Here is a 17,071-nt window from a genome sequence, read left to right as displayed (position 1 = left end):
TAGAGTGGAAGCTTTAAAAACTATCAAAAATATATGTAACAGTAATTCTTTATACCTTTTCTACTTGCATATAACTCAATTCTAATGGAGTCTTTCTTCCGAAGATCTTAACCATTACCTCAAGCTTACGCTTTTCTTCATTGATCTTTTCTACAGTTCCATTGAAACCGTTAAAAGGACCATCGATTACTTTAATAGTTTCGTTAATAGTAAATGGTATTGCAACATTATCTGCCTTCACAGATAATTCATCTACCTTACCTAACATTCTATTTACTTCAGCTCTTCTTAATGGAACAGGATCTCCTCCTTTTGTTTCACCAAGAAAGCCAATAACACCATTAATAGTTTTGATGATATGAGGAATCTCTCCCCCCAAATTTGCAAGTACCATTATATAACCAGGAAAATAAACACGTTCTTTAGAAATTTTCTTACCATTTCTAATCTGAATCACCTTCTCTGTTGGAACCAGCACCTCACCAATAAAATCTTCTAAACCGTGATGAGAAATCTCTCTTTCAATATATTCCTTAACCTTATTTTCTTGACCACTTACGGCGCGAACCACGTACCATTTTTTATCCTTAACCTCTGCCATAGTCTTAAAATTTAAGATTTAATCCATTCAAAATATTGTTCAATAGCTGAACTAAAAACGGTGTCTACACCCCAAATAGCTAATGAGAAAATAATTGAAAAAACAGCTACAACTACTGTTAACTTTTGAGCCTCAGCCCAACTTGGCCATGTAACGTGATTTCTCAATTCGTTATAAGACTCTGAAATATAATTGACGATTCCTGCCATGGTTTTATTATCTATTTACACAAACTCTAATTATTCTTTCCTCAGGATAAATTCAAAAAAAAGAATTTAAATTATTATTATGTGATTATATATTTTAAAAAACAGTACCTATTCCGGGACTCTTAATTATCAAGCACGGGTTGAGAGACTCGAACTCACGACACCTGGTTTTGGAGACCAGTGCTCTACCAACTGAGCTAAACCCGTAAATATAAGTTTAGGTATCCAACTAAAAAGCAGGATACCTATAAACTTATGTGTGATTCTTAGTCTAAAATTTCTGTAACCTGACCAGCTCCAACAGTTCTACCACCTTCACGAATTGCAAAACGTAAACCTACGTTCATCGCGATAGTTTGTAACAACTCAACATGGATAGTTAAGTTATCTCCAGGCATAACCATCTCAACACCTTCTGGTAAGTTGATAGTTCCTGTAACATCAGTAGTACGAACGTAAAACTGAGGACGGTAGTTATTATGGAATGGAGTATGACGTCCACCTTCTTCTTTTTTCAAGATATAAACCTCTGCTTTAAACTTAGCGTGAGGAGTTACAGATCCTGGCTTAACAATTACCATTCCTCTAGAGATCATTGACTTCTCAATACCTCTTAAAAGAATACCTGCGTTATCTCCAGCTTCACCTCTGTTAAGGATTTGACGGAACATTTCAATACCAGTAATAGTAGATGTCAATTTCTGAGCACCCATACCAATAATTTCTACAGGATCTCCTGTATTAGCTATTCCAGTTTCAATTCTACCAGTTGCAACAGTACCACGACCAGTAATAGAGAATACATCTTCGATAGGCATTAAGAAAGGCTTTTCAACATCACGAACTGGAAGTTCGATCCAAGTATCCACAGCTTCCATTAATTCTAGAACTGTATTCACCCACTTCTCTTCACCGTTAAGTGCTCCTAAAGCAGAACCAGCAATTACAGGTCCATTATCCCCATCATATTCGTAGAAAGAAAGTAAATCTCTTACTTCCATTTCAACTAATTCTAATAATTCTTCATCATCAACCATATCCACTTTGTTCATGAATACAACAATTCTAGGAATACCAACCTGGCGTCCTAAAAGGATGTGCTCACGAGTTTGTGGCATTGGTCCATCAGTAGCCGCAACTACCAAGATAGCACCGTCCATTTGAGCAGCACCAGTAACCATGTTCTTCACGTAATCGGCGTGACCAGGACAATCTACGTGTGCGTAGTGACGCTCTTTTGTAGAGTATTCTACGTGTGAAGAGTTAATTGTAATACCTCTTTCTTTTTCTTCTGGAGCGTTGTCAATCTGATCAAAAGACATAGCTGCTGAATATCCAGCGTCAGCCATTACTTTAGTAATCGCTGCAGTTAAGGTAGTTTTTCCGTGATCTACGTGTCCTATCGTACCTATGTTTAAGTGCGGTTTGGAACGATCAAAAGTTTCCTTTGCCATAATTAATGATTATTTATTCTTAGTTATATATTAGTGTTCAATTTTAAACAAAATTAAGAGCCAACGACGAGAATTGAACTCGTGACCTCTTCCTTACCAAGGAAACGCTCTACCCCTGAGCTACGTCGGCAAAAAAGGCTATCCCCCACAAGCCTACGCCTGTTGGAGATAAAGAACAGTTTTTAAAACCGTTGTTGTCCTAGAGCTAGAAGTCACGCAAATGCTCGACATCTTTTTCTTAGAGAGAAATATCACGCTTTTCTGCGCAATGACATTCCACTTTGAGCGAAAGATCACGCTTTTCTGCGTGACTACACTCCACTTTGAGCGAAAGACCGGGTTCGAACCGGCGACATTCAGCTTGGAAGGCTGACGCTCTACCAACTGAGCTACTTTCGCAAAATTAAAACATCAACTTGATGTTTTGTTGGATCTATCACATTAAAGTGATTTGTGGGGAGAGCAGGATTCGAACCTGCGAAGACGTAGTCAGCAGATTTACAGTCTGCCCTCGTTGGCCGCTTGAGTATCTCCCCAATATTACTTTTTCAAAATTTCATAGAACCATTAAAATCTACACTTAAATGGTTTGCTTTTTGAAGGCGCAAATTTAATGAAATTTACTCCTTAAATCAAAACATTTATCAAGTTTTTCTGAAATAAAATAAAGCATACACTCTATTAGGCTCAGAATAAACTTTTTATCCTGAAAAATAAAATTTACAAACCCGTAAATTCTTATTTTCAATTTGTGATTTCAATTTTTCAAAGAGCCGATGGAGGGACTCGAACCCACGACCTGCTGATTACAAATCAGCTGCTCTAGCCAGCTGAGCTACATCGGCATTTTTACACTTTTAAAGCATAAAAAAGTCCGCTATTTCTAACGGACTGCAAATGTATACATTTTATTTATTTCACAAAAATAATTTGAAGAAAAATTTACTAAACATGAGCACTCAATTTTTCTTTCTTTTTTAATAGCTGACGTTGTAATGCGCTAATTGATTCATCTACACACTCTTCGAATTTTTTACACTTCTTTTTTACTATCACATCTCCTCCAGGAATACTTAATAAAATTTCTGTAATCTTATTTTCTTTCTCGCTTGTCTTTTGAACTTTTAAGAACACATCGGCATAAATTATCTTATCGTAGAAATGTTCCAATTTATCTAATCTGGTTTGAATGAAATCGATCAATTTCTGATCTGCATTAAAGTTTACTGATTGCACATTTACTTTCATCTCCTATAAAATTTAATTAAACAATAGTTTCTCGATCATTTTTTATTTTCGCGAGGATGAGAACTCCTGTACACCTTACTTAATTCTGCTATATTACTATGAGTATAGACTTGTGTAGACGCTAAACTGGAATGACCTAACAACTCTTTAACAGAGTTTAAATTTGCACCATGGCTTAATAAATGAGTCGCAAAGGAATGCCTCAATATATGCGGACTCTTTTTCACCTTGCTGGATGCTTCACTAAAGTAATTATTTATAATCCTATAAACAAGAGTTTCATATATTTTATCACCCTTCTCTGTTAGAAACAATTCAGTCGCGTTCCCAGAAAATAGTGACGCTCTAAAATCAAGGTATAAATTAAGTTGTTTTATTAATTCGGGCAATAAAGGAATATAACGCTCTTTTTTTCTTTTACCCAAAACTTTGATCATCCTGTTATCCAGATCTAAATCCTGCAGTCTTAAGCCTACTAGTTCGGAGCGCCGAACGCCAGTAGCATAAAACATTGTGACTATTGTAAGATCTCGAGATGTTTTAAAAGAATCTGGCTCTATACTAAGAATAACATCTGTTATTTCCTTTTCAGAAAAGGGGATTTGAACAGTTTTCTTTGTCTTAAGCGCCTTGTGACTGACTAATGGAGTTGCAACTAGCTGGTTTGTTTTAACCAAATATTTATAATAAGCTTTTAAGGAAGCTACTTTTCGATTTACACTTCTATTAGTGATTCCAGAATTCACTAAACTCACAACCCAGTTTCTAATTTGAGGATAGTTTACATAAATTAAATCTTTTTGATCGAACTCCTTAAAGATAAATTCTCTAAATGAGCACAGATCTGCTTCATACGCCATTACTGTATGCGGAGAAAATTTTTTCTCTAATTGAAGATATTCTATGAAGTGAGATATAGACATAAAAAAAACTGTTGGTAAACAAAGTTATAAAACTTTGACTCACCAACAGTTTTAGATCTATAAAGTAAATTTTACTGTTTATTTCGCAGACCAAATAGAATAACTTTTTGGTGGAACCTGAATTTGTACCCAACCATTACTTTGTGTATATGGCTCCCAATTAGAATTACCAGTGTAATCCTTTATTAAAGTATTATTCCACCCGGTAGATACCCAGCGTTGTAACCAAGAATTACTGTTATTTATATATACAATTAATCCTGGAGCCCCATTTCTTTTAGCTACATACTCATCTGTATCAGAATACAAAATTGAAGTAGAACCCCCTGCTTTATTATTATGAATCCAAACTAAATTATTCAGCTTATCCTTATCTAAATATTCCTCATAATCCTGATAAAAGAGGGTAGGATATCCCTCATGCGTTAATATATAAGCATAAGCCAAAAGTTTTCCGTTAATAATTTCATCGGTATCATGATTGGTCACAAAAGTCACAGCTCTCGTAGGACTTCGCTTCCAAAGCATGTCTCCGGTTTCCAGGATTGTTAGGTCATTACCTTCAAAGGCATCCTTCATTCTATAATAACAAGCAAAATCGAAAGCCGATGAATTTGCAGAATTAGCCCATCCTTCTAAAGTTGCTGCATTACCATCCCAGTATTCACCAACTGAAAATCCTCCAACTGCATTAATCCAATTATTAACTACCCATGGTTCGAATCCTTTTACATAGTCGAATCTCCATCCATCAAACCCCATTACTTCCTTATAGTATTTAGCTACAGAATTAGGATTATTCCACAACCAGTCTTGAACATATGTTTTATCATGACATAAATCTGCAAATCCTCCAAATGCGCCAGAATCATTTCCATGAAAATCGTTTGGATGAAAATCGTATTGAGTTCTATTAAATAATCCAGATGCAGGTATATAGTTAGTATATGTCTCTGTTCCAGTAAATATATTACTCTCTAAATCCCCACCGCTATTATGATTAATAACAATATCTGCAATAACACTTATATTATTTGCATGAGCCGTAGAAATTAAAGACTGTAATTCTGCTTTGGAACCAAATCTAGTTTCTGTCGAACCCATTTGGTTATATTCTCCAAAATCATAATAATCAAATGGATCATAACCCATAGAGAATGGGCCATTCTGAGCTTTGGATACTGGAGGAAGCCAAATAGCGTCTATTCCAACATTACTCCAGGCTGGAATTTTAGTGGCAACAGTTTCCCACCAAGTTCCACCTGCGGGAACATCCCAATAGAAAGCTTGCATCATAACTTTTGAACCAATGGTAACTTTAGAGTTGTTTTGAGTATCTGGGATATATTTTGAATCCTTCTCTAGTGCATTTTTATTGGTAACTGGAAAGTCCGAGAATTGCTCCTTCTCACAACTGGTAAAAAACATTAAAAAAGAAAGAATGTAAAATAATTTTGTGATTTTCATAATTTTGGGGTTTAATTTTCCTTAAATTATGATAAAAACCTCAGAATAGTTAAAAACTATATAAATTATCATTAACGAAAACGTTTTCGTGTTGAAAACTTTAATTTAATAGATATAGTATAAAAATAATTATTGGAAATAAGCTTAGAATTGATTGTTCCAAAATGAATAAAATTTAGACAAAAAAACTGTTGGTAAACAAAGTTATAAAACTTTGACTCACCAACAGTAGTTTATCTTGGATACCCTTTAACGGGTTCGATTTAGTTTTCTATTCAATAGAAAGAAGACTTATCGAAACTAGATTTTAGAAGTTTCACCTCTAAATTAATTTCTAGATTTCTTCCTTATCTCTTAAGTTCTGAATGTACTGAGCTTTTTGTAATTGGGCTCTATTCACAACAGAAGGCTTAGAAAATGCCTGTCTGCTTCTTAGCTGACGCATTGTTCCTGTTCTATCAAATTTACGTTTGAAACGCTTTAGCGCTCTATCGATATTCTCTCCGTCTTTAACTGGTATAATTAACATAGTATCACCTCCTTTCGTTAGAAATTAAAGCGCAAAGATAATTGATTTCATTAACCTTGCAACCTTTATTTAAATAATTTTATTTTATAAATATATAACTCGCTTTTACTAGTGAGCAGCAGGCTTATATTCTTTTTTGTCGATGACCATTTTAGCGATAATTTCTCTCAAAATTTCTGAAGTTCCACCTCCAATTGGCCCTAACCTACTATCTCTTAGCAATCGTGCCATTGGATATTCTTCCATATACCCATAACCACCTAATAATTGCAAACAATCGTAAATCACCTTATCTGCCATTTTTGTGGAAAGTAGTTTAGACATACTTGCTTCTTTAACTACATAAACTCCATCTATCATTCTTTTCACGATAGAATAATTAAATTCCTTACACATTTCTACTTCGCTTGCCATTTCTGCCACATTGTGCCTTAATGCCTGAAATTTATCTATAGTTTTTCCAAATGCCATGCGTTCACCCATATAATTGATAGCATAATCCAACGCAAATTCTGCTCGTGCATGAGCATTCACTCCCATAATTAACCTTTCAAAGGCGAAATGCTGCATTATATAATTGAAACCTTTGTCTTCATCCCCCATTAAATTTGCTACAGGAATCTCTACATTATCAAAAGCTATTTCAGCAGTATCTGATGCTCTCCAACCTAGCTTATCTAATTTAGTAGAAGAAATCCCAGGCGTATCTCTATCCATAAGAAAAATACTCATTCCTTTTCCCCCTTTATCTGGACTGGTCTTAGCAGCAACAACCAAATAGTCTGAATAAACCCCATTTGTAATAAAGGTCTTAGAACCATTGATCACATATTTATCTCCCTTTTTAACTGCAGTCGTTCTCATAGCTGCAACATCAGAACCTCCAAATGGTTCAGTAATACATAAACAACCTATTTTTTCTCCAGCAATACTCGGTTCTAAATAATTCTTTTTTATTTCCTCACTACCTTCAACATTTAAATGTGTCATTGCTAAATAAGAATGAGCCCACATTGCTGCAGCAAAACCTCCAGAATTAATCTTCTGTAGCTCTTCTAGAAATATAACAGTATAAAATAGATCTAACTCCAGTCCGCCATATTTTTCTGGATATGTTAATCCAAAATATCCCATCTCTCCAAACTTTTCCCATATAAAACGTTCTATGGTTCCAGTCTTTTCCCATTTCTCTATATGAGGAACTACTTCTTTTTTCAAAAATTCTTGAAAACTCTTTCTAAAAAGTTCGTGCTCTTCGGTAAAATACATGCTATTCATAAAGTATAATTCTAAATATTAGGGTAAATATAAAACTAAAGATAAGGTAAAGTCGGTATTTATTCTTCGGAAATATATCTCAACAAACTCATAGGAAATCACAATGCACACTAATTAAATTCTTACCTAATTCCGAATTCCTATTCTAAGGTCAAATATAACGCTATTCTATCAATTTTTTCTGAAGGAAAACCCTTAATTTTTGCCAATTCTTCAAATGTAGCTATTCTTTCATGGAGCAATCTATAATTAACGATCTCTCTAGCCAACTCATAATCTAGATATGGAACCGACGCTATTTCTAAAACAGACGCTTGATTAATATTATAAATAAACCTTTCGGGTTTTGTAATTACAGAAAAATTATTCAATAGTTCTTTTCTTGCTTCAAGATTTAAACCATAAATATCCTTTAACTGAATATCTGAAAAGAAACCCCCTATTTTGGATCTATATTTTATGATCCTAGTTGCTAAAATCTCTCCAATTCCTTTAACCCCAACTAGCTCATCCAATGTTGCTACATTTAGATCCTTTAAAATTAAGGAAGCAGAGGATGTGTTAAAGTCCGATTTCCTATTCTTAGAAGCATTTTTAACCCAATCTGGAAATTTGAAATAGGGAGAAATTTTATTTAGAAGACTATCTGAAACCAAAGTGACTTTTTGAAATTCTTCTGGAGAATTCACCCATTTATTTGTCTTCCTAAATTGAAGCAACCTATCTATTTCTTCTACAGACATTCCTAGAGTATAACCTTTATAATCTGTAATTAAATTGGGATTGAAAGGATAGATTTTAAACTCAGCATCAGCAAGAGTAACATGTTTTAAGGAGTCTATTTGTTTCTGAAAATGAGCTATTCTGATTGAATCTTCCTCCGGAATCTTATTCTCAGTATTAAAATCTACAAAAAAATAGATCCACTGAAATATAACAATCAGCAACACTAGTAAAAGGATCCCATTCCTTTGACTTTTACTAAATATAAAATACGAACTCAAATCACTCATGCTTAATGCTTTCTACTTAAATAGAAGTATTAAATTAAGTCATTTTTTTAGAAGTATCATTTAATTGAAATAATACCAACGATAAACCCCACATTTCTATTAAAAGTAATGTGGGGTTTATATTCTAAATATTTTATTAATTACATCTTTTTCTGAAGATCATCTGCTCCATCTTCTATAGCTTCCGTTTTAATCTTAATAGCCTTTAAATACTTTGTAAGTTCTTTCTTAATCACAGGAGTTAAAAACAATACCCCAATAATATTTGGAACCACCATTGCAAAAATCATAGCATCAGAAAAATCTATTACTGCACCTAAACTAATAGAAGCACCAATTACTACAAACACTAAAAACAATGCCTTGTAAACTAGATCTGTCACTTTCCCTTTTCCGAATAAGTAAACCCAACCTTGCATTCCGTAATAGGACCAAGAGATCATCGTAGAAAATGCAAATAGAATTACCGCTATCGTCAGAACTATAGAGAAATGAGGTATTACAGAATCAAATGCAACAGCAGTAAGCTCTACACCTTCTGTAATTGGCACTCCGTATGTCATGAATCCACCTTCTAGGTTTGTTATAATAATTACTAAAGCAGTCATTGTACATATAATTACAGTATCTACAAAAGGCTCTAATAAGGCTACAATCCCTTCACTCGCTGGATATTTAGTTCTAACTGCAGAGTGAGCAATTGCGGCAGATCCAACACCTGCTTCGTTAGAAAAGGCTCCACGACGAATTCCTTGTATCATAACTCCAACTAATCCACCTGCGATACCTAAACCAGAAAATGCACCTTCATATATTAAAGCAAAGGCATCATCTATTAAATGCCAGTTAGCTGCTAAAATTATAAGCGAAGCAAGAACATATATTCCAGCCATAAATGGCACTACTTTCTCTGTAACACTTGCAATTCTTTTAATTCCGCCAATAATTACTACAGCTACTAAACCTGCCATAACTAGACCGAAATAAAAGCCTGCATTACCTCCAGTCAATTCAAAAAGCTGAACAAATTGTGCAGCAGCTTGATTGGCCTGAAACATATTTCCTCCACCAAATGATCCACCAATAACAAAAACAGCGAATACAACGGCTAAAACTTTTCCTATTTTTCCAAATCCTTTTTCTTTAAGTCCTTTACTTAGGTAGTACATTGGACCTCCGTACACAGTACCATCTTCTCCAACATCTCTATATTTAACACCTAGCGTACACTCTGCAAATTTTGAAGCCATTCCTAAAAATCCGGCTAAGATCATCCAGAAAGTTGCTCCTGGTCCTCCGATAGAAAGAGCTACAGCAACACCTGCGATGTTACCTAATCCAACTGTTGCAGATAAAGCAGCAGTTAAGGCCTGAAAGTGCGAAACCTCTCCATCTGCACCATCATCCCTTATTGTTTCAATAATATTTTCACCTTCATTTGGTGTAACATCACCGTATAAGGTGCTTGCACCATGCTTTTCTATATCTTCATATTGACCTCTCACAACCCTAAACGCAGTGATAAATCCAGTGACATTAATAAACTTAAAATAAACAGTAAGATACAAAGCACCACCAACCAATACTATAAGCACCCACGGAATTTGAAAAGTTTCTGAAAAGGGAATTTCGTAGAAAATAAGATCTACAAACCAGCTGGTATATGCACGAAAATTCTCGTCTATTGCCTCTGATGTAGTTTGTTCCTGAGCGAAAGTTAGTAATGGAGTAATGATTGCAAATAAGGAAAATAAAATTTTCTTCATTATTACTTAGAGTTTATGAATTTAAAGGTTGAAAAAATTGAGATGGCAAGATGAATAAAAATTTCAGTATTTCAAATTTTTACTCGTTAAAATGTTAAATAATTACTAAACGTGGTATAGTTGCTTCAACTTATCTATTTGATTCGGTCTGCCAATCAAGATTAGTTTCGAATTCTTTTTTAAGACCATTGCAGGTTCTGGATTTACAATATACTCTCCCTCTGGAGATTTATATCCAATAATAGAGCATCCTGTATTCTTACGAAGATCTAAATCCATAATAGCTAATTCCTTGCCATCTGTACATATTTTCTCGAAAGGAACCTGTTCAACATTTATACTATCATGCTCCCCAGAAACCGAGAGGTTATCTAAAAACTCTACTAAATCTGGAACCACGACTAAAGATGCCATATGGTCTCCCCCTATCTTATCTGGCATGATCACATTATCTGCTCCAGCCAATTTTAATTTCTGATAGCTGGATTCCTCTGTAGCCCGACTAATAATTTTAAGTTTCGGATTTATTTGTCTTGCAGAAAGCACTATAAAAAGATTATCTGCATCCCTTGGTAAGGCACAAATTAATGTGCTTGCATTTCTAATTCCCGCTTTTATAAGCACCTCATCTTCACTTGCATTTCCATGAATAAACAACAAATGATCTTCAGAATATTTATCTACAATCTCTTCGTTAAGTTCTATAATTACAAAAGGCTGTTTGTAGGCCATTAATTTTTGAATAGCTTGTTTTCCATTTCTTCCGTAACCACAAACCACAACATGATTTTTCATTGTCTTTACTTTTTTCTGAACTCGTTTCTCCCTTAAGTTCCCAATATTATTTTTGCTGAAAATATGCTCTGTGATCACTGAAAAGGCATATCCTAAGATAAATACACTGGACAAGATAAGCACCGAAGTAAACATTTTTTCTGCAGGATCAAGAGGTCTAACCTCACCATAACCCACGGTAGCAACGGTAATTACGGTCATATAGATCGCGTCTATCCAAGTGTAATCTGAAAGATATTTAAAACCGAAAACGCCCGAAAGAAACACTATGAATACAAGAGCTAATGCACCATAAACTTTAGAATTTATTAGATATCTCATAGATCAAAAACCGAAGTCCGTTTAGTATAGACCAGATCTTTTAATTTAAGCCAAAAGGCAAACGTTAGATAAAATGCAAATCCTAATCCTAGGGTTGCGAAGGAAAGATAGATAAAAAATAGCCTAATCGTCTTTGCACGAATACCAAGTTTATCTGCTAATCGTGAAGAAACATAAAAGCCGTTTCTCTCAAAATAATGCCTAATAGAATATACAAGTTTTAACACATTTCAAATATAACTATTATTCTATACCAATCCCTGTATAAGTTTTACCCCAAGCACACATTTTAAACATGCATTTTTATCACAATATTCGCTTTTGAGCTGAACTAATGCTTGAGAATGACATGAATTAGTGGCCGTATGAGATCTCAACCCATTAAAATTATCTACAATAGAATTTTTTTCGTGCTTTATTTGTGTGATTATATTAAGAGCTTCAGAAGTATCCTTCTCTCCAGTCTCCTTTAGGTAGCAATACTTAAATGGAACGATTGTATTTATAATTAAAAGATCTATTAAACTTTGAGTAAGCTTCTTTTTACGTTCCTTATGATCTTTTTTGAAAGTATAATGAGTTTCCCAAAATTCTGAGGTAGCAGAACTAAAAAGTTTATAAATTTCTTCTTTACTTCTACTATCAATTATCCTTGAAAATAATTTTGGAACATTTGTGTATAGCTGCGCTAATTGCGAGAGCCTGATAGTTGGGAAATTATCTGGTCTCAATCTAAAATATTGAGGGAGTATTACAGACGAATTATCCAGAATGAATTTTTTCTTCAGAAATTGATATTCATCTTTTAAAGAAGCGAAATAAGCTTGATCTATATTTTCATTGAGTAGTCCAGCCTGACCGTAAATTAAAGCTTCCATTTTAAAAGAGTTATTCCTAACTTTTTGAATCACTTTAAAATGGATACTGTTAGCAATGCTTTCAAAAGAATCTGCATTTATTTTAAGCCCAAAATTCCTAAATAGCAGTATAAAAAGTACTTCTTCCCAATTGTTCTCTGTAGATTTCAGCATTTCCATAATCCTGATAGACTTTTTCTCTAGCCTTTCAAAATAAACACGCTCTAACCAATTATTCATTGTGAAATCATCGAAAAGATGAAAATCCTTTTCGCAATTGATCCATTTTCTTGACCCATTCAACAGTAAAGATTTATACTTATTTAGAGAATCAGGATGCACTAGATTCTTTAATTCTAAAGTGGGGATAGCAGAATTGTCTTTTCTAAAGATTTCCACATCATCTTCCCAAACTACATGCAATATTACATTATCGTAATTAGGATCTGTTTCATGCCTATGAAGATACCAGTCTGAAGATTTTAAATGAATTTCCACATTACCGGCCCAAACTTGCTGATCTATTTCAATCTTAGCATTAAAAAAATCGGGACCAGAGTTATAATTATGAATTCCGAAATTTAATATGGATATCTCTGAGTTATTGGTAGTTTTAGATTTACCAAAATCAAATTTTTTAAATTTCCAGATATAATGTAGAAAATCTTCTTGCATCAAATAAATGTAAAACATTTACATTTATCTTATTGATGCTTAATCTGTTAAAAATTAAGAATAGTAATTAATTTTGCAATTTTTCCAATACCTCATCAAAAAATAAATCTACCCAAAGAGCATACATTTTCCCACTTGGATGTAGTCCATCATTTGCTACGAGAGATCTATCAGATTTTGCTTTTTTTGAAATCGGAGTAATATTATAAAAAGAGAGATCAAATTGATTGGCGACTTTTTCTAGAATAATATTAAATTCTATAATTTCTCTACCTATTTCTTCAGCATTAGAGGCTCCAAATGGAGTAGCTCCATAATCTGGAATACTAACTACAAACACACCCTCTTTACCCGTTTTCGAAGCAGCTATTGCTTCTGTAAAAATAGTATTGAGATCTTCTTCATAATCCTCCAATGATTTATTCTGATATTGATTATTTACTCCAATTAGAACAGATACAAGATCGTATTTTTCATTACCAAGATTAGCATCAATTGCATTTAGCAAATTATCTGTGGTCCAACCAGTTTTAGCAATAATTCGTGGCGCATTTATTTCTTCTCCTTTGTTTCTTAACTGTTTAACAAGTTGCACAGGCCAACGCATATCTTGAGAAACGCTTTCCCCAATGGTGTAAGAATCACCAAGAGCCAAATAGCTTAAATTATTCGGGCTATTTTGAATCTCATTTTCTTCACTTTCTTCAGGTTTTAAAGCTTCAGAAGAGCTGCTACAACTCATCATTAAAAACAGTAAGCCAAATACAATTAAAATTGATCTCATAAGATTTTAATTTACAGTGAAAAGTAATTTATTTATGAATGCTGGCAATCCATTTTAATAAACTTATAAGAGTTCAAATTATTATATTTAGAAAAATTTATTTTATGAAATACATTTATCTTCTATTGCTATTTCTCCTTGCTGAAAATATTCATGCGCAAGAAAAAAATTCAGCCCAAATATTTTGGAATAATTTAAAGCAACACTGCGGAAAAGCATTTCAAGGCACGCTAGATGATTCTATAAAAAATGATAGTTTTTCTGGAAAAAAACTAATCATGTATGTTTGGGAATGTGATGATAGAACCATTAAAATCCCGTTCTATGTGGGAGCGAATAAATCCCGTACTTGGGTTTTGACTCTAGAAGGAGATAGAATAAAATTGAAGCATGATCATAGACACGAAGACGGGAGTGAAGACTCTATTACGCAATATGGAGGTTTAAGTACAAATTCTGGTTTAAAGGGGATTCAGTTTTTCCCCGCAGATAAAGAAACTGCTAAACTAATCCCTGCAGCAGCAACCAATGTATGGTGGATGACATTATCTGAAGACACATTTTCTTATAACCTAAAGAGATTAGGAAGCGATAGAGCACAATTTACCGTTAGTTTCGATCTTAATAAACCAATCGGAATTCCTGGTACTCCATGGGGAGCAGAGTAATTGAAATAAAAAAAAGCCTGACAAGTTTAAAAATCTGTCGTCCTGAATTTACTTCAGAATCTCAACTAATTCGAGATTAACTCTACTAGAAGGGAAACTATTCCGATAGTTATTGGAATAGCTGGACGTAAAAGATTTAAACTTTTCAGGCTCCCTAATGTTTCTAAAAATTGGTCTATTCTATATATCCCATTTTCTTCATCCATTCGTCATTAAACATTTTGCCTACATATCTACTTCCATGATCATGGAATAAAACTACAACTACATCATCTTTCTTAAAATGCTCTTTTAACTGAAGAAGACCTTTTACAGCAGCTCCAGCACTATTTCCAAGGAACATTCCTTCTTCTTTTGCCAATCTACGTGTATAGACTGCGGCATCTTTATCGGTTACTTTCGTGAAACCATCTATTAATGAAAAATCCACATTTTCAGGAAGAATATCTTCCCCAATTCCTTCAGTAACATAAGAATATATTTCATTCTCGTCGAAGATCCCAGTTTCATGATATTTTTTAAATACAGATCCATAAGTATCTATTCCCCAGATCTTGATGTTTGGATTTTGCTCTTTTAAATATTTTGCAACACCAGAAATGGTTCCACCAGTCCCTACTCCAACCACAAAATGTGTAATTTTACCATCTGTTTGTTTCCAAATTTCTGGACCTGTACTTTCATAATGAGCTTGTGCATTAGACGGATTATCATATTGATTTACATACCAAGAATTTGGAGTTTCGGCAGCTAAACGCTTTGAGGTTGAATAATAAGATCTTGGATCTGTTGGGTCTACATCTGTTGGACACACAACAACTTCACTTCCAACAGCTCTAAGAATATCCATCTTTTCCTTGCTCTGCTTATCACTTAGCACGCAAATCATTTTATAACCCTTGATAATTGCAACAAGTGCCAATCCCATTCCTGTATTCCCGGATGTTCCTTCTATTATAGTTCCTCCTGGTTGAAGTTTTCCACTAGCTTCAGCATCTTCGATCATTTTAACTGCCATTCTATCCTTTGCAGAATTCCCCGGGTTAAAAGTTTCATATTTCGCTAGCACTAATGCATCGATCTCTGCAGTAAGCTTATTCATTTTCACCAATGGCGTATTCCCAATGGTTCCTAATATATTTTCAGCGTATTCCATATTTTATTTTTGAAGGCGCAAAGGTACTCTTCAAAATATCACTTTGCAAGGTTTTAAGGAAATCTGTAAATCACTTCTTTCAAAAGCTAGTCAAATTTCATTGCTTTTACAGGTGAGATCTTTGTGATTATTATGGAAGGGATCAATAACATAAGAAGACATAAGATCAAAGTCCCAATATTAACACCTAGAATATATTCCCAACCAATATATACAGGAACTTCTGTCACATAATAGGTTTCTGGATTTAATGGGAACAGTTTAAAATACTTCTGAATGAAAAGCAGGCCTAGTCCTATAAGGTTTCCCCAGAACAAGCCTAATAGAATTAAATAGGATGCATTATACAAAAAGATCTTTCTAATACTCCAATCACTACCTCCAAGTGCCTTTAATATCCCAATCATCTGTGTGCGTTCGAGAATTAGAACTAGGAGTGCAGTAATCATATTTATTCCAGCAACTAAGATCATTATACCTATAATGAGTGCAATATTAAAATCGAATAAAGAAAGCCATTCGAAAATAGAGGCATACTTCTGCTTTATCGTTTGAGTATCTAGAAAAGAATTGGTATTATCATAAACCTCGGCGCCCTTTGCATCTAGATCATTAAAATCTTCTATAAAAACTTCAAATCCTCCTACCTGATTTTTTTTCCAGCCATTTATTCGCTGAATATGTCTAATATCTGATAACATATAAAGTTCATCAAACTCTTTAAATCCTGAATTATAGATTCCTTTAATTATAAAAGCTCTTAGCAATGGTGGTTTGCTGGCATCTTCTCTAAGAAAATAGGTGATAATTTTATCGCCAACTTTAAAACCTAATCTATTTGAGATATATTGAGAAATAAGGACATCTTCATTTAGCTTATCTGTATAATCTGGCAATTCTCCTGCTACCAAAAAATCGGTAAAGTTTTCCCATTTAAAATCTGCCCCGACTCCTTTTACCACAACCCCTTCAAAATCGGTTTCAGTTCTAATTATACCAGCCTTTGTCGCAACTGCCTGAACATGTGTAATACCATCAACAGATTTAAATTCTGGATAAAAATCCTGCTCAAGGGAAACAGGCATTAATGACACTTGAGAACTATTATTATCGTAACTCTGAATGGTGATATGACCATTAAAAGTCGCTATTTTTTCACGTATTTTGACCTGAAGTCCCATTCCTGTAGCAAAAGAAACCAGCATCATGATCACGCCAATAGCTATTGCTGAAATTGCAATTTTTATAATCGGTGCAGAAATACTACTTTTATACTTCTTTGCCCTTATAAGCCGTTTGGCTATAAAAAATTCGAAATTCAAGATAA

General features: G+C 34.0%; 16 protein-coding genes, 5 tRNA genes and 1 pseudogene. 1 reads left to right on the top strand and 21 read right to left on the bottom strand.

Annotated elements, in window-relative coordinates:
* Positions 1–49: 49 nt before the first annotated feature.
* The 19 genes from nusG to I130_RS08120 form a co-directional block, all read right to left on the bottom strand.
* Complete coding sequence (gene nusG, locus I130_RS08210) at positions 50–601, bottom strand: transcription termination/antitermination protein NusG (protein ID WP_034921420.1); 552 nt, start codon at positions 599–601, stop codon at positions 50–52.
* A gap of 11 nt (positions 602–612) precedes the next feature.
* A complete protein-coding gene (gene secE / locus I130_RS08205; protein WP_026839340.1) occupies positions 613–810 on the bottom strand; it encodes a preprotein translocase subunit SecE in 198 nt (65 codons plus the stop codon).
* Between the two features lie 134 nt (positions 811–944).
* Positions 945–1,017: transfer RNA gene (locus I130_RS08200), tRNA-Trp, on the bottom strand.
* Between the two features lie 59 nt (positions 1,018–1,076).
* Entirely contained in the window at positions 1,077–2,264 is a 1,188-nt protein-coding gene (gene tuf, locus I130_RS08195) for an elongation factor Tu (protein ID WP_026839341.1), read from the bottom strand.
* A 58-nt stretch (positions 2,265–2,322) separates the two neighbouring features.
* A tRNA-Thr gene (locus tag I130_RS08190) sits at positions 2,323–2,394 on the bottom strand.
* 196 nt (positions 2,395–2,590) lie between these two features.
* Positions 2,591–2,663 (bottom strand) — tRNA-Gly (locus I130_RS08185).
* 55 nt (positions 2,664–2,718) lie between these two features.
* A tRNA-Tyr gene (locus tag I130_RS08180) sits at positions 2,719–2,800 on the bottom strand.
* A 235-nt stretch (positions 2,801–3,035) separates the two neighbouring features.
* Positions 3,036–3,109 (bottom strand) — tRNA-Thr (locus I130_RS08175).
* 100 nt (positions 3,110–3,209) lie between these two features.
* Complete coding sequence (gene hpf / locus I130_RS08170) at positions 3,210–3,512, bottom strand: ribosome hibernation-promoting factor, HPF/YfiA family (protein ID WP_034921417.1); 303 nt, start codon at positions 3,510–3,512, stop codon at positions 3,210–3,212.
* A gap of 35 nt (positions 3,513–3,547) precedes the next feature.
* Positions 3,548–4,435 carry a tyrosine-type recombinase/integrase gene (locus I130_RS08165; protein WP_034921414.1) on the bottom strand — a complete coding sequence of 296 codons (888 nt, stop codon included), beginning with the start codon at positions 4,433–4,435 and terminating at the stop codon, positions 3,548–3,550.
* A 78-nt stretch (positions 4,436–4,513) separates the two neighbouring features.
* Complete coding sequence (locus tag I130_RS08160) at positions 4,514–5,902, bottom strand: alpha-amylase (protein WP_034921411.1); 1,389 nt, start codon at positions 5,900–5,902, stop codon at positions 4,514–4,516.
* Positions 5,903–6,236: 334 nt separating this feature from the next.
* Positions 6,237–6,431 (bottom strand): 30S ribosomal protein S21, encoded by a 195-nt coding sequence (rpsU, locus tag I130_RS08155; protein ID WP_010229578.1) that lies wholly within the window; start codon positions 6,429–6,431, stop codon positions 6,237–6,239.
* Between the two features lie 108 nt (positions 6,432–6,539).
* Positions 6,540–7,709, bottom strand: coding sequence for an acyl-CoA dehydrogenase family protein (locus I130_RS08150; protein WP_034921408.1), 1,170 nt, complete (start codon positions 7,707–7,709; stop codon positions 6,540–6,542).
* Between the two features lie 140 nt (positions 7,710–7,849).
* The gene (locus tag I130_RS08145; protein WP_034921405.1) at positions 7,850–8,722 is read right to left on the bottom strand and encodes a ComEA family DNA-binding protein; all 873 of its coding nucleotides are present in this window, start codon (positions 8,720–8,722) and stop codon (positions 7,850–7,852) included.
* A 140-nt stretch (positions 8,723–8,862) separates the two neighbouring features.
* Entirely contained in the window at positions 8,863–10,488 is a 1,626-nt protein-coding gene (locus I130_RS08140) for an alanine/glycine:cation symporter family protein (protein WP_034921401.1), read from the bottom strand.
* 105 nt (positions 10,489–10,593) lie between these two features.
* The gene (locus I130_RS08135) at positions 10,594–11,604 is read right to left on the bottom strand and encodes a potassium channel family protein (protein ID WP_034921399.1); all 1,011 of its coding nucleotides are present in this window, start codon (positions 11,602–11,604) and stop codon (positions 10,594–10,596) included.
* Positions 11,601–11,831, bottom strand: coding sequence for a PspC family transcriptional regulator (locus I130_RS16800; RefSeq protein WP_034921396.1), 231 nt, complete (start codon positions 11,829–11,831; stop codon positions 11,601–11,603). The genes I130_RS08135 and I130_RS16800 overlap by 4 nt, the downstream gene beginning before the upstream one ends.
* Positions 11,832–11,852: 21 nt before the next feature.
* On the bottom strand, positions 11,853–13,154 hold the full coding sequence (locus I130_RS08125; protein ID WP_316928454.1) for a DUF2851 family protein: 1,302 nt from the start codon (positions 13,152–13,154) through the stop codon (positions 11,853–11,855).
* Between the two features lie 49 nt (positions 13,155–13,203).
* Positions 13,204–13,920 carry an SGNH/GDSL hydrolase family protein gene (locus I130_RS08120; RefSeq protein WP_034921390.1) on the bottom strand — a complete coding sequence of 239 codons (717 nt, stop codon included), beginning with the start codon at positions 13,918–13,920 and terminating at the stop codon, positions 13,204–13,206.
* A gap of 104 nt (positions 13,921–14,024) precedes the next feature.
* On the opposite strand from I130_RS08120, the gene I130_RS08115 reads away from it, so the two are divergent.
* Positions 14,025–14,588, top strand: a complete 564-nt coding sequence (locus I130_RS08115; RefSeq protein ID WP_034921694.1) for a hypothetical protein — start codon at positions 14,025–14,027, stop codon at positions 14,586–14,588.
* 178 nt (positions 14,589–14,766) lie between these two features.
* Here the strand turns inward: I130_RS08115 and I130_RS08110 are convergent.
* Positions 14,767–15,744: pseudogene (locus tag I130_RS08110) on the bottom strand (PLP-dependent cysteine synthase family protein); the annotation flags it as partial.
* 86 nt (positions 15,745–15,830) lie between these two features.
* Positions 15,831–17,066: an ABC transporter permease gene (locus I130_RS08105; RefSeq protein WP_034921383.1), complete on the bottom strand. Its 1,236-nt coding sequence runs from the start codon at positions 17,064–17,066 to the stop codon at positions 15,831–15,833.
* Positions 17,067–17,071: the final 5 nt, after the last annotated feature.

The sequence above is a fragment of the Gillisia sp. CAL575 genome (assembly GCF_000403785.1).
In the GTDB taxonomy this organism is placed as follows: Bacteria; Bacteroidota; Bacteroidia; order Flavobacteriales; family Flavobacteriaceae; genus Gillisia.
Note: the sequence above shows the minus strand (reverse complement) of the source record. Positions and strands in the feature narration are given on the sequence as shown.